Origin of the sequence: Halomonas sp. BN3-1, assembly GCF_003056325.1 — a bacterium.
Taxonomy (GTDB): Bacteria; Pseudomonadota; Gammaproteobacteria; order Pseudomonadales; family Halomonadaceae; genus Halomonas; species Halomonas litopenaei.
Genome location: NZ_PYVV01000018.1, coordinates 105,575 through 118,363 on the forward strand (window position 1 = coordinate 105,575; position 12,789 = coordinate 118,363).

10 protein-coding genes are annotated in these 12,789 nt (G+C 63.1%); 9 read left to right on the plus strand and 1 reads right to left on the minus strand.

Annotated elements, in window-relative coordinates; translation table 11 throughout:
* Positions 1 to 641: 641 nt before the first annotated feature.
* Positions 642 to 1,568 (minus strand): ectoine hydroxylase, encoded by a 927-nt coding sequence (gene thpD, locus C9F12_RS20360; protein ID WP_108131822.1) that lies wholly within the window; start codon positions 1,566 to 1,568, stop codon positions 642 to 644.
* Between the two features lie 613 nt (positions 1,569 to 2,181).
* Here thpD and C9F12_RS20365 point away from each other — a divergent pair.
* From C9F12_RS20365 to C9F12_RS20405, 9 genes are all read left to right on the plus strand, one after another.
* Positions 2,182 to 2,370 (plus strand): DUF3008 family protein, encoded by a 189-nt coding sequence (locus tag C9F12_RS20365; protein ID WP_108131823.1) that lies wholly within the window; start codon positions 2,182 to 2,184, stop codon positions 2,368 to 2,370.
* Positions 2,371 to 2,479: 109 nt separating this feature from the next.
* Positions 2,480 to 3,154, plus strand: a complete 675-nt coding sequence (locus C9F12_RS20370; protein ID WP_108450032.1) for a response regulator transcription factor — start codon at positions 2,480 to 2,482, stop codon at positions 3,152 to 3,154.
* Positions 3,154 to 4,569, plus strand: a complete 1,416-nt coding sequence (locus C9F12_RS20375) for an ATP-binding protein (RefSeq protein WP_240184311.1) — start codon at positions 3,154 to 3,156, stop codon at positions 4,567 to 4,569. The genes C9F12_RS20370 and C9F12_RS20375 overlap by 1 nt, the downstream gene beginning before the upstream one ends.
* Before the next feature lie 461 nt (positions 4,570 to 5,030).
* A complete protein-coding gene (locus C9F12_RS20380; protein ID WP_108450034.1) occupies positions 5,031 to 7,550 on the plus strand; it encodes an EAL domain-containing protein in 2,520 nt (839 codons plus the stop codon).
* A 155-nt stretch (positions 7,551 to 7,705) separates the two neighbouring features.
* Complete coding sequence (mntR, locus tag C9F12_RS20385; RefSeq protein WP_108131827.1) at positions 7,706 to 8,152, plus strand: manganese-binding transcriptional regulator MntR; 447 nt, start codon at positions 7,706 to 7,708, stop codon at positions 8,150 to 8,152.
* Positions 8,153 to 8,419: 267 nt separating this feature from the next.
* On the plus strand, positions 8,420 to 9,427 hold the full coding sequence (locus C9F12_RS20390) for a zinc ABC transporter substrate-binding protein (RefSeq protein ID WP_108450035.1): 1,008 nt from the start codon (positions 8,420 to 8,422) through the stop codon (positions 9,425 to 9,427).
* Positions 9,428 to 9,482: 55 nt separating this feature from the next.
* Positions 9,483 to 10,319, plus strand: coding sequence for a metal ABC transporter ATP-binding protein (locus tag C9F12_RS20395; protein ID WP_045993172.1), 837 nt, complete (start codon positions 9,483 to 9,485; stop codon positions 10,317 to 10,319).
* Positions 10,316 to 11,464, plus strand: a complete 1,149-nt coding sequence (locus tag C9F12_RS20400; protein WP_108450036.1) for a metal ABC transporter permease — start codon at positions 10,316 to 10,318, stop codon at positions 11,462 to 11,464. Before C9F12_RS20395 ends, C9F12_RS20400 begins: the two co-directional genes overlap by 4 nt.
* Complete coding sequence (locus tag C9F12_RS20405; RefSeq protein WP_108450037.1) at positions 11,461 to 12,606, plus strand: metal ABC transporter permease; 1,146 nt, start codon at positions 11,461 to 11,463, stop codon at positions 12,604 to 12,606. The genes C9F12_RS20400 and C9F12_RS20405 overlap by 4 nt, the downstream gene beginning before the upstream one ends.
* Positions 12,607 to 12,789: the final 183 nt, after the last annotated feature.

A 12,789-nucleotide genomic window follows, 5' to 3' on the forward strand; every position in this document is an offset into this window, starting at 1 on the left:
CCGGTATCCGGCGTTGTCGATGGAAGAACTCTGGTAGGTGCATGGCGCCCGGGGCCAGAGGAACATCCGGTAGACCGCCCCTGTTCATGCGACGGCCATGGGCCGCCCGACCGAACCGTGGCCAGAACAACCTCCGAGGGCTCCTTGCCATCGTCGATGCGGCGGACAAAACAACTATAGTCATATTTTTATGTTTTTAGGCGTAGACCTTCGTCTTAAGCGGGTCATCCCCATGGTCGGCTCGTGACCACAGCGACTTCGCCAGCACACGCAAAGGCACCGTCCAGCGCGTCCGAGACCCTCAAGGCCTTTGCTGGCGGCCGCTTTGGTAGAACCCTGCGAAGACCGCTGCCCCAGCGAAACAGGCGGCGAACGCGATCTCGTGCCTGGATTCCCGCCCCCGCCCCCAGCCAAAAAAATGCCACCTTGTGTATCAAGGTGGCGTTTGCTGCTGGAGGTTCTCGAGTCCCAGCGACGATGGCCAGGTAAGCGAGTGACAGTGCCGGTCATGGCGGAGAGGTAGGTGACGTCGGCGCTCCCAGCCAGCGGGTGAGCATCCTCGGTGCCCTACTTTAGTCTCCCAAGGTCTCTATCTCGTCAGCCGCTCTGTTCAACCTTGCTGCACTCACCCTCTCCGGCTCTTATTCTTCCTGACGCTTTCCTTCGACAGGTTTGAGCGGGCTGTAGTCCTTGCGCGTGGCCAGGAACTCGGGGCGAGGCTTGTTGCCGCAGTAGGGATCGTGGAGGGTATTCTCGACACTGTTATAGACGAAGAACAGATTGCTCCTCGGCCAGCAGGACATATTGATATTGGAGCCGTGCAGCGTATTGCACTCGAACATCACCAATGAGCCAGAATCGCCTTTCGGCGCCTCTATATCGTTCTCCAGCATCAGTTTCTTCAGGCTGGCGGCATCAGGAACACCGATGTCCTGGCTCTTCAATGACTCCTTGTAGTTGTCCTCCGGGGTGCGCCCGACACAAGGAACGAACTGCTTGTGGGACCCTGGTATCAGCATCAAGGGGCCATTGAATTCACCGTTATCCGTCAGGATGATCGAGCAGCTCAGTGACCGCATCCGAGGCATGCCGTCTTCGCTATGCCAGGTCTCGAAGTCCGAGTGCCAGTCAAACCCCTTTCCCTTGAAGCCGGGCTTGTAGTTGATACGAGACTGATGAATGTAGACGTCGCTACCGAGTATCTGCTGCACCATGGCCAATAGCCTCGGGTCCCGTGTCAGACGGCTGAAACGATCCGAGACCTGATGTATGCCGAAGATTGACCGGATCTCCTGTTTTCCGGGCTCCAGCACCGTCCCTTCGGACAATTTGAGGTCTTCGTCCTCTTCGTACTCCCGCAATTCCTGGATAAAGGCATCCATCTCTTCCTTGTCGAAGAAGTTCTCGAAAGAGAGAAAGCCTTTTCTATCAAACTCATCAAGCTCTTCTTCGCTGAGGGGGCCATTCGCTCGCTGCTGTTCATCGCAATGAACGACCGGGTCGATGCGCTCGAACATGCCCAGCTTGCGCTCCAGGCGTGTCGGAAAAAGATCCTGTGTATCTCGCATGGTGGCTTGCTCCCTTGTCATGGCAGAATCGCTGAACGAAAGACGAAGACGCTATGCCTGGCCGAGTCACCAATGAACCGTCGCGGACAAGACTCGATGGGCGCTTTATGTCAAAGCTGTTGCAATAGCGTCTGAACAACGTCAATTCGAAAGTCATCAAGGTAATCCTTTACGTCGCCATCAGACGCTGCCAGAGCAGGACGCTGTTTCGTACTTATTATTGAAAAGAGTTGTAACGCCGTGTGACTTCACTTCTTCACATTACTTCGAATCTCGACGGTCAGATTCGGCGGCGGCCAAGGTAGCACCGCTATGCCCAGGCAAAAGCGCAAAAACCTCCAGCGAAAGGATACCTCCACGAAAGAACACAGGCCGACACACTCCCTGGCGAACGTCGCTCTTCCTTCCATGTGATTTCGCCCACTCGCCTCTGGATACGTTTCGGTATTCAGGCAACTGGCGTTGAAGACGTTCATGGCAAGTGATTATGCTGGGACTGATCCGGGTCGAACCTGGCGGAGTCTGGCTTTTCGTCGTTGGATCTGTAGAGCCTGCCAGGCAGCAAACTATTTACGCCGGTACGACAATCTTCTTTCCCTTCAAGGAGGTAACCATGCCAGCGAAATCGAAAGCCCAGCAGATGGCGGCAGGAGCGGCCCTCGCTGCCAAGCGCGGAGAACAGAAGGTGAGCGAACTCGACGGTGCCGCCCGGTCGATGTACGACTCGATGAGCGAAGACGAACTGGAAAAGATGGCGTCGACCGAGCGTACCGGCAAGCCCAGGCACGATTCGCAGTCCTAGCCAGAGAACAGCGTCGGATCAAGGCTCCCGTCGATCCTTAAGCGTAGATTAAGGTTTTGCGCCCCATACTGCCTGAGAGACAGTTGGGTAGATCGACGGAGAAGACGCCATGCGGGCACTACTGGTGGAGGATGACCCTCTGTTGGGGGACGGTATCAAGGTCGCACTTGAACGAGAGGGCTATGCAGTCGACTGGTTCACCTGCGGCAAGCCGGCCCTCGAGGCGCTGACCCTGGAGGCGTTCTCGGTGGTGATCCTCGACCTTGGCCTGCCCGACTGCGATGGACTGGAAATCCTGAGACGCCTGCGCCAGCAAACTGCCCTGCCGGTCCTGATCCTGACCGCCCGTGACGCCGTGGAAGAACGTATCCAGGGCTTGGACGCCGGGGCAGACGACTATGTACTGAAGCCCTTCGACCTCCAGGAACTGCTGGCGCGCCTGCGCGTGGTGATTCGACGAGCGGCCGGTCGCGCCATTTCCACCATCGACGTCGGCACACTGTGCATCGATGAGGCTCGCCATTGTGTCGACTGGAAGGGACGCGGTATCGCCCTGAGTCGTCGCGAGTTCGCCCTACTGATCGAGCTCGCCCGTCATCCCGGCCAGGTACTGTCGCGTCCCCGCCTGGAGAGCCTGCTCTACGGCTGGGGCGAAGAACTCGAGTCCAACGCGCTGGAAGTTCACGTGCATCATCTTCGCAAGAAGCTGCACAAGGAGATGATCACCACGGTGCGCGGCATCGGCTATCGCCTCAATACCGACTTCCTGGCCATCACCCCGTGATGTCGATCCATCGCTATCTTTTCCGCACCCTGGCCCTTTCCCTTGCCATGGTGGCGCTATTGTCGGTGGTGGCCGCCTGGCTGATCTCGCAAAACGAGCTGGAGGAGATCCTCGATGCCCAGCTCGCCTTCACCGGCAGGGGGCTGATGAGCATGCTCCCCGAGGCACCCGAGGCAGACGACTATCAACGTCTGGCCCGATGGATGGACCAGCGCAAGGCCAGCGCCCACCTGTACACCGACAGCGGCACGTCCGATGACCTGCCGGTGGCCCCCGGCCAGACCTATCACCACGAAGAGCGCAAGATGGGCTTCGGACTGTGGACCGAGACCGGCCAGCCGGTGGTGATTGGCCCTGGATGGCAAGACGTCGATCGACAGCCCCAGATGCCGCCACCTGGTGAGCAGGGTTTCGAGTGGCGATCGCTGGGAGAGTCTCGCTGGCGAGTCTTTGCCCTGCATGACCCGAGTCGTGGTCTGTGGCTACAGATCGGTATCGAGCGGGACTTCTTTCTCGACATCATCGAGCGCATCGCGCTCAATCACCTCTGGCCCATGCTACTGCTGATGCCGCTGAGCCTGTTGCTGGTGCTGCGTCATATTCGGCGCGGCCTGCGCCCCATCGAGCGACTATCGCAGCAGGTGGAGCATCGCGACTCCGCCGACCTCAGCCGCATAGAACTGGACGTACCGACGGAACTGGCTGGCCTCAGAGGGTCGCTCAATGACTTTATCGGGCGACTCAAGGCGACCCTGGAAAAGGAGAGACGTTTTACCGCCGATGCCGCCCACGAGCTGCGCACTCCGCTGGCGGCCCTCAAGATCCACCTGGACAACGCCCTGGCGGGCGAAGGCGACGCCCTGCCCAAGGCTCGTCAGGGTGTCGAACGACTCCAGCGCGTGGTAGAGCAGCTACTGGTACTCGCACGGGTCGATCGACACACCGCCGCTGCACCGGAAAGCGTAGACCTGCGCTCCCTGCTGCTGGACCTCGCGGCCGAGCTCTGGCCGCTGGCCGACGCCCGTGGCCAGCAACTCCGCCTGGAAGACGTCGACCCGACCACGGTCAAGGGCAATGCCACGGAGCTCGGCATCATGATCCGCAATCTGCTGGACAACGCGCTGCGCTACACACCCGACGGTGGCACCATCGAAGCCATCCTCCAGGCAGAGCCCCAGGGTGTTCGCCTAAGCATCCTCGATAGCGGCCCCGGCATTCCCGATACGCACATGGAGCGTGTCGCCGAGCGCTTCCACCGCGCCAGCGACGCCACCATCACCGGTAGCGGTCTGGGCCTTTCCATCGTGCTTGCACTGGCTCATCAGCAAGAGGTCGAAGTCAGCCTGAACAACCGTGAGTCTGGAGGGTTGAACGCCACGCTCCGCTGGCGTCAGCACGCCAGCGCCGCGAGGTGAAACGCTGTCACTGACCGTCGCCGGCCCACCCGGAGGAAAACGTCACAGCTGTCCGCCCATTTGCTCCAAAGCTCATTGTGAAGGGGCACGGAAATACCAGAATGCTTGCCTGATGTAACAGGGGGTCACGTAAAGCTTTGCCCGAATCGGCAACCAAGGTCGACTCGACTAAAGACAACGGCACTTTATCAGCGCTGTCTCAGTGCCTGACAACGCCTGCCTACTATGATTTTCTTCTCTGAGGCGGGCGCCGGTATTTACACTTTTTTCACCGCCAGGACAACAATATAGCGCCCCGTATCACGCAAGCATTGACCGACAATTCTATACTCAAACGCGGATCCGTCACGTTCGCATGAAGACTATCCCGCCCGGCAGGTGCCTTTGCTCTACGCGCCAGGTCATGCTAATCAATGAAGAGGTTGTCTTAAGGCCTTACTACAAGGGACCCACCCCGACCCATGCCGCCCATCTTTATTACCTACCCGCAGGTCGCCCAGGCCATACAGGGAGTACACACGCCCTGGCTCGTCGTCCTGTCGTGTCTGGTGGCACTGGTATCGGTGTATTCGGCCATGGCCGTCGGCGAACGCGTTCACTCTGCGCGATGGCAACATCGACGCAGGGCCTGGTGGCTGGCCGGTGGCACCATGATGGGGCTAGGCATCTGGAGCATGCACTTCACCGGCATGCTCGCCTATCGTCTGCCCTTTCCCGCCCATCATGGTCTGTGGCTGACCCTGGCTTCTTTGCTGCCGGCGGTGGTCGCCGGCCTGATCGCCGTGGCGGCGATGGCTCGCAGGGGACTGTCCACCACGCGCAAGATCATCGCGGGATGCCTGCTGGGGCTGGGTATCGCCACCATGCACTACACCGGCATGGCAGCCATGGAAGCGCCTGCCAGCATGCGCTTCGCTCCCATTCCCTTGCTGCTGTCACTGGTGATCTCGCTGCCCTTTGGTATCGCCAGCATCTACAGCTTCCATGCGTCCAGAGATTTGCCCCGCGTGCAGGGCATTCGCCTGGGCAGCCTTCTGGCCGCGGTGTTTGCCGCCCTGGCCATCTGCAGCATGCACTATTCGGCCATGATGGCGGTGTACTTTCTGCCGGACCCAGGCTGGCAGGCGACAACACCAATGGCCCATCACGGCTCGCTACTGGCCACCGCCGTCGCCGTGCTGTCATTTCTGTTTGCAGTGGCCACCCTGGTCACGGTGCTTGTCGACAGGCGGCTACAGGACAGTGCCATGCGCATGCAGGTCTCGCGCCGCCAGTTGGTGGATGTCATCGAATCGATGCACGATGGCGTCGTACTGCTGGATCAGCGTGCCCGCATGATCATGTGCAACCACGCCTTCGAGACCCTGACAGGTGTGCCCCACACCGACCTCCAGGGCCACTCGATGCTCAAGCTCAACACCCTGCTGCGGCTCGATCAGCATCGCAGCCAGGTACTGCGCTCGCTGCGAGAAAATGGCGCCTGGATCGGCGATGTCGAGGTCCGACACCGCCAAGGTCGCCGCTTCCCTGCGCGCCTGAGCATCAATCGTGTACGCGCCGATGAAGACGGTAGCGGGCATTTTGTCGCCACCCTCAGCGATACCTCCGCCCACCATGACGCCCAGCAGCATATCCGTTACCAGGCCTATCACGACGGTCTGACCACCTTGCCCAATCGCAGTTCGCTGCAGGAACGCATCCACGCCCTGCAACTGGCCAGCGACATCAGTGGCCGGCACATCATGTTGCTGCTGGTGGATATCGACAACTTCAAGGGCATCAATGATGCCCTCGGTCAGGCCACCGGAGATCGCCTGCTCAAGGCGCTGGCGGCCCGTCTCAGGCCCTGGGCCAGGCAAGCCAACGATCTGGCCCGGCTGAGCAGCAATGAATTTGCGCTGCTCTACGACGGTCTCTCGGTCTCCCCTGAGAATGCCATGGGGCAGGCCAGGGAAAAGGCACGCAGCGTACTGGAATCCTTGAACGGCGACTATTCGCTGGCCGGCGAGCGCCACAGCTGCCGCGTCAGCGGCGGCTACCTGTTGTTTCGTGGCGGTGACCTCGGCGTCAGCGAACTGCTCAAGCGCGCTGGCCTGGCCCTGCTCGAGAGCAAGAGCGAGGCCGCCCAGCGTCCTTGCGCCTTTGAAGCCAGCATGGTCGAGCGCCTGAATGCTCGACTCAGGCTCGAGCGACAGCTCAAGGACGCGGTGGTCGGCGAGCAATTGCGCCAGTACCTGCAGCCTCAGGTCGATCACCAGGGCTCGATTACCGGCGCAGAAGTACTGCTGCGCTGGGAGCATCCGGAGCTGGGGCTGGTCTCGCCGAGTGCCTTCATCAGCCTGGCCGAGGACACCGGCCAGATCGTCGAACTGGGCAACTGGGTGCTGCGCAAGACCTGTGAGCTGCTGGCAGACTGGCAGCACGATCCCCACAGAAGCGCCTGGACCCTGTCGGTCAACGTCAGCGCCCGGGAATTCCAGCGCGCCGACTTCGTCACCGGCGTGGAGAGGGCCCTGACGGATACCGGGGCGCCTGCGAGCCAGCTGACCCTGGAGCTCACCGAGTCCTTGATGCTGGGTGAGGCCTATCCGGTCATCGATACCCTGACCCACCTGCGCACCCTCGGGGTGCGCTTCGCCATCGATGACTTCGGTACCGGCTACTCCTCTCTGGCCTACCTCAAGCGCCTCCCGCTGGACAGCCTGAAGATCGATGTGGCCTTCGTCCGCGATCTGACCGATGACCCCACTGCGGCCCCCATCGCCCAGACCATCATCGCCCTCGCCCAGACCCTGCAACTCGGTGTCATCGCCGAGGGTGTCGAAACCGTGGAGCAGCAAAAGCGGCTGCTGGAGCTGGGCTGTCGTTCATTCCAGGGTTATCTGTACTCGAAGCCCCTTCCCCTCCATCAATTCCTGGCCCTGTCGTCGCGCCGCCGACTGCCGGTAGGTGGATCGGCGATGCCACTGCTTCAGGGCTGACGATTTCCCTGACATGGGCATATACGAGAATGTCTCGACACGGGTACGCCTCTTCCCGCGGAACGCCTCTACGTGAGGTATCACCTTTGCTGAACTTGCATTACCGCCACCGATTGGCAAGATGGACACCCTGACCCGAGGCGACTCCATCCCCCATGAACGACCCCCTCAACCACGACGAACGCGCATCGCTGATTTCCCCGGAAAGTCACGTCGAGGGGTTTCGCAAGGCACGAGACGCCCGCCGCACCGAACTGATCGAAGACTACGTCGAGCTGATCTCGGATCTGATCACCGACGGCGGTGAAGCGCGCCAGACCGATATCGCCCGCCGCCTGGGCGTCGCCCAGCCCACCGTCGCCAAGATGCTCAAGCGTCTCGATGACGAGGGTCTGATCATCAAGCGCCCCTATCGCGGCATCTTCCTGACCGACAAGGGCAAGGCCCTGGCCGATGCCAGCCGCGAACGACACCAGATCGTCGAAGCCTTCCTGATCAAGCTGGGCATCAATCCCGAAACCGCGCGGGTCGACGCCGAAGGCATCGAGCACCATGTCAGCGCCGAGACCCTGGCCGCCTTCGAGCGCTTTCTGAAAGGCTGACGCCATCGCCGGAGCCCATCCCATCTGGCTTCGTGCCACGCTCTGCCAACCCTATGCCAGCCCTCTGCCAGCCCCGGGCCGCCTCCAGGCGACAGGGCCTGTAGGTGCGCTCCATCGCGCGAATAGCCTGACTCGATCACCTCGATTAGCGCTCTACGCTTGACGCGAGGGGCCTTAGGCGCCAAAACTTAGCCACGTCTATAAATGATAGCCAAATAGCACTTCGGTGCTGCTTGCGCGTCGTTCTTGCCCCGAGGAGCCCTGTTCATGCGTCGTTCAGCCCCGGCTTCGGCCCTGCTGACCCTGGCCTCGCTGGCCGCTCTGACCACCCCCCAGGTTCACGCCCAATCCGACGCTGCGAAGACGCAGGCGCCGCTGGATGTGGTCGTCACCGTCGGCATGCTCGGCGATCTGGTCGAGCAGGTGGGCGGCGACTGCGTCGCGGTCAACACCATGATGGGGCCGGGGATCGATCCCCACCTGTACCAGGCCAGCGCCCGTGACGTGCACGATCTCGATCAGGCCGAGCTGATCCTTTACAGCGGCTTTTCACTGGAGGGCCAGCTCGGCAAGGTGTTCGATCGATTTTCCCGGATCAAGCCCACCGCTGCGGTAAGTGAGCAGGCCGTCGGCGACGACCAACTTATCCACACCCAGGACGCCTATGGCGTCGACCCCCACCTGTGGATGGATGCAGGACTCTGGGCCCGGAACGTTCCGGTCATCGCGGAACTGCTGGGAGAGCAGCGTCCGCACTGTGCCGAGGCCATGCAGCAGCGCGCCGAGGCCTACCAGGCGTCACTGGCCGAACTCGATGACTGGATTCAGGCCAGCATCGACAGCGTCCCCGCCGAGCAGCGCATCCTGGTGACCGCCCACGACGCCTTCGGCTACTACGGACGCGCCTACGGCATCGAGGTGGCCGGCATCCAGGGGCTATCCACCGCCACCGAGACCGGCGTGGCCGATATTCGCCGCATGGCCGAGCTGGTGGTCGAGCGTGGCGTTCCCGCCATGTTCGTCGAGAGCACCATCAATCCGCGCACCGTCCAGGCGGTGATCGACGCCGCCGCCGATCAGGACCACCGGGTCGAGATCGGCGGTCAGCTCTATTCCGACGCCATGGGCGCCAAGGGCACCCTGGAGGGCACCTACATCGGCATGCTCAAGAGCAACACCGAGCATATCGTCAGCGCCCTGGGCGGTCAGCCCGCCCCCTTGCCCGAGGCCCTCGCGGCGCAGATCGCCTCCGCCAGCCAGGACGCCGACCAGTGAACACCACCACCCCGCAGCGCTTGAACGCCACCGCGAGGTCGACAGGAGCCACACCATGAGCGAGCAGCTCCACGAACCCGACCTGGCCCTCCACGTGGAGGACCTGACGGTCAGCTACCATGGCAAGCCGGTGCTGTGGGACATCGATTTCGACGTACCGCCCGGTGTCATGGCCGCCATCGTCGGCCCCAACGGCGCCGGCAAGAGCACCTTGATCAAGAGCATCCTCGGCCTGGTGCCCAGCGTCGCCGGCCACGTCACCCTGCATGGACGCCCCTACCGCCAGGCGCGGCGGCGGGTCGGCTACGTGCCCCAGCGCTCCACGGTGGACTGGGATTTCCCCACCACCGCACAGGACGTGGTCGGCATGGGCCTCTACGGCCGGCTGGGCTGGCTCAGGCGGCCCGGCCGCCGCGAGCGACACGAGGCCATGCAGGCGCTGGAGATGGTCGGCATGGACGGCTTTGCCGATCGCCAGATCAGCCAGCTGTCCGGCGGCCAGCAGCAGCGGGTGTTCCTGGCCCGGGCGCTGGTTCAGAAGGCCGACGTCTACTTCCTCGATGAGCCCATGGCCGGTGTCGACGCCACCACCGAACGCGCCATCGTCGACATCCTGCGCAGGCTGCGGGACCAGGGCAAGACGGTGATCGTGGTCCACCACGACCTGCAGACGGTGCGCAGCTACTTCGACTGGATGCTGATGCTCAACGTGCGAGTGATCGCCCAGGGGCCGGTCAACGACGTCTATACCGCCGACAACCTGCGCCGCGCCTACGGCGGCCAGATCGCCCTGCTCGACGATGTCACCGGCGCCATTCCCGCCGAGCGCGAGCTCGCCGGCCAGCGCCCCGAGGCGCGCCCGCAGGAAAGTCGTGAAGAGGTGCCGAGATGAGCCTGAACGCCCTGCTCGGCGACTACACCCTGCAGAACGTGGTGATGGGCGCGGCGATGCTGGGTCTGGTCAGCGGCGTGCTCGGCTGTTTCGCGGTGCTGCGCAAGCAGAGCCTGCTCGGCGATACCCTGTCCCACGCGGCGCTACCCGGTGTCTGCCTGGGCTTCATCATCGCCGGGGGCCGCGAGATGGGCAGCATCCTTGCCGGCGCGCTGTTCACAGGCTCCTTGGCGGCGCTGGTGATGCTGCTGCTGACCCGCATGAGCCGGCTCAAGACCGACGCCGCCCTTGGCATCTCGCTCAGCGTGTTCTTCGCCATAGGGGTGGTGCTGTTGACCTATATCCAGGGCACCGGCAACGCATCCCAGGGGGGGCTCGACGCCTTCCTGTTCGGCCAGGCCGCCGCCACCCTGCGCAGCGACCTGTGGATCATGGCCGGCGTCAGCGGCGTGGCGCTGGTGCTGGTCGGCGGGCTGTGGAAGGAATTCAAGCTGGTGTCCTTCGACGCCGAATTCGCTGCCACCCAGGGCCTGCCGGTCACACTGCTCGAGGCCTTGATGACGGTGATGATCGCCCTGGCCGTGGTGGTCGGCCTGCAGATGGTCGGCGTGGTGCTGATGGCTGCCATGGTCATCGCCCCGGCGGTGGCAGCGCGTCAGTGGGCCAACAAACTGGAGTCCATGGTCATGCTGTCGGCGCTGTTCGGTATCGTCGGTGGTGTCACCGGCGCCTTGATCAGTGCCCTCGGCCCGGGGCTCGCCACCGGGCCGCTGATCATCCTGAGCCTGTCCAGCGTGGTGCTGGTATCGCTGCTGTTTGCGCCTCACCGGGGCTTTGTCTGGGAAATCCTCAAGCTTCAGCGTGATCGACGCCAGCTACGTCACCAGCGGGTGCTCACCACCCTCTACCAGCTCGCCAGCCACCACGCCGATCGCCACTATCGCTCCGAGAAACGCATGGTGGACGCCTACCTGGGCACCGACAGCCGGCGCGCGCTGGAGCGCTTGACCGCCCGTGGCCTGATCACCCAGCAGACGCCGCCGTCCCACGAACCCGGTGACCACAAGCGCTGGGTACTGACGCCGGAAGGCTGTCGCGAGGCCGAGCGCATTCTCGATGACCTGGGCCGGGGAGGCCGCGCATGATGGCATCGCTGTTCAACAATATTCCGCTGATGATCATGCTGGTCGGCGCCCTCGTCGGCATCGCCTCCAGCCTGGTCGGGACCTTTCTGGTACTGCGCGGCACCAGCATGCTGTCCGACGCCATCGGCCATTCCATCGTCTTCGGCATCGTGGTGGTGTGGTTGCTGACCCACCAGGCCAGCGGCCCGTTGCAGATCATCGGTGCGGCGCTCACCGGCATCTTCACGGTGTTTCTTACCGAGCTGCTGGTGTCGACCCAGAAGGTCAAGAAGGACGCCGCCATCGGTCTGGTGTTCCCGGTGCTGTTTTCCCTCGGGGTCCTGCTGATCAACCTCTACGCCAGCGACGTGCACATCGATGCCCACACCGTGCTGCTCGGCGAGATCGGCTTCGTGTGGCTCGACACCCTGCCTATCGGCGGTGCCGAGGTGCCCCGGGCGCTGGTCTCCATGGGCGCCATGACGGCGCTGAACCTGGCCTTCGTGGCGGCCTTCTACAAGGAGCTGAAGCTCGCCACCTTCGACAGCGCCCTGGCCAAGGCGCTGGGCTTCGCTCCTACCGCGCTGTTCTATGCGCTGCTGCTGTTGACCAGCGGCACCGCGGTGGCCGCCTTCGACGCTGTGGGCGCGGTGCTGTTCGTGGCCTTTGTCATCGTGCCGCCCTCGGCGGCCTACCTGCTCACCGACCGGCTGTGGAAGATCTTCGTCTACGCCTCGCTGATCGCCACCGCCTCCAGCGTCTCGGGCTACTACCTGGCGGTGGCCTGGGACGTCTCCATCGGCGGCATGATGGCGGTGATGACCGGCGTCTTCCTCGCCCTGGCCTTCCTCCTCGGCCCGCGCTACGGCGTCTTCGCTCAATGGCTCGAACGTCGCCGCCAGCGCGAGCTGAACGAGAGCCGTACCCTGATGGTGCACCTCTATCACCACGAGGACGGCCCGGAGAAGGCGGTAGAAAACGTCACCATGGCGCTGCGTGATCACCTGATGTGGGACCCCGCCCGTGCCGAGCGGGTGGTGGAGCGCTCGCGCCAGCGCCATCTGGTCGTCCAGGAGGGCGAGCGTCTGCACCTGACCCAGGCCGGACGCAACCTGGCCCGGGAGATACTCGAGCCCGGCGCCAAGGCCGAGACCGGGGCCTGAGCACCGCGCGGACCCGGATACGCCTCTGGCAGCGACATAAGCCCAGCTAGCGCAACAAAATGTATGGTCAGCCTGGCTTTTGCAACGTGGATCTACGACATTGACAAAGTGGGCTTGCGCCAATGTATTCGGGCTCTCGATGGGCACGCATCACTGGCGCCCGGCCCTCGATGAGAAGCCGCG

What these genes read in the sequence shown, in the direction of transcription:
- mntR (WP_108131827.1), top strand. Translation starts at nt 7,706, where the DNA reads ATGAACGACCCCCTCAACCACGACGAACGCGCATCGCTGATTTCCCCG.
- C9F12_RS20380 (WP_108450034.1), top strand. Translation starts at nt 5,031, where the DNA reads ATGCCGCCCATCTTTATTACCTACCCGCAGGTCGCCCAGGCCATACAG.
- thpD (WP_108131822.1), bottom strand. Translation starts at nt 1,568, where the DNA reads ATGCGAGATACACAGGATCTTTTTCCGACACGCCTGGAGCGCAAGCTG.
- C9F12_RS20390 (WP_108450035.1), top strand. Translation starts at nt 8,420, where the DNA reads ATGCGTCGTTCAGCCCCGGCTTCGGCCCTGCTGACCCTGGCCTCGCTG.
- C9F12_RS20365 (WP_108131823.1), top strand. Translation starts at nt 2,182, where the DNA reads ATGCCAGCGAAATCGAAAGCCCAGCAGATGGCGGCAGGAGCGGCCCTC.
- C9F12_RS20375 (WP_240184311.1), top strand. Translation starts at nt 3,154, where the DNA reads ATGTCGATCCATCGCTATCTTTTCCGCACCCTGGCCCTTTCCCTTGCC.
- C9F12_RS20370 (WP_108450032.1), top strand. Translation starts at nt 2,480, where the DNA reads ATGCGGGCACTACTGGTGGAGGATGACCCTCTGTTGGGGGACGGTATC.
- C9F12_RS20395 (WP_045993172.1), top strand. Translation starts at nt 9,483, where the DNA reads ATGAGCGAGCAGCTCCACGAACCCGACCTGGCCCTCCACGTGGAGGAC.
- C9F12_RS20405 (WP_108450037.1), top strand. Translation starts at nt 11,461, where the DNA reads ATGATGGCATCGCTGTTCAACAATATTCCGCTGATGATCATGCTGGTC.
- C9F12_RS20400 (WP_108450036.1), top strand. Translation starts at nt 10,316, where the DNA reads ATGAGCCTGAACGCCCTGCTCGGCGACTACACCCTGCAGAACGTGGTG.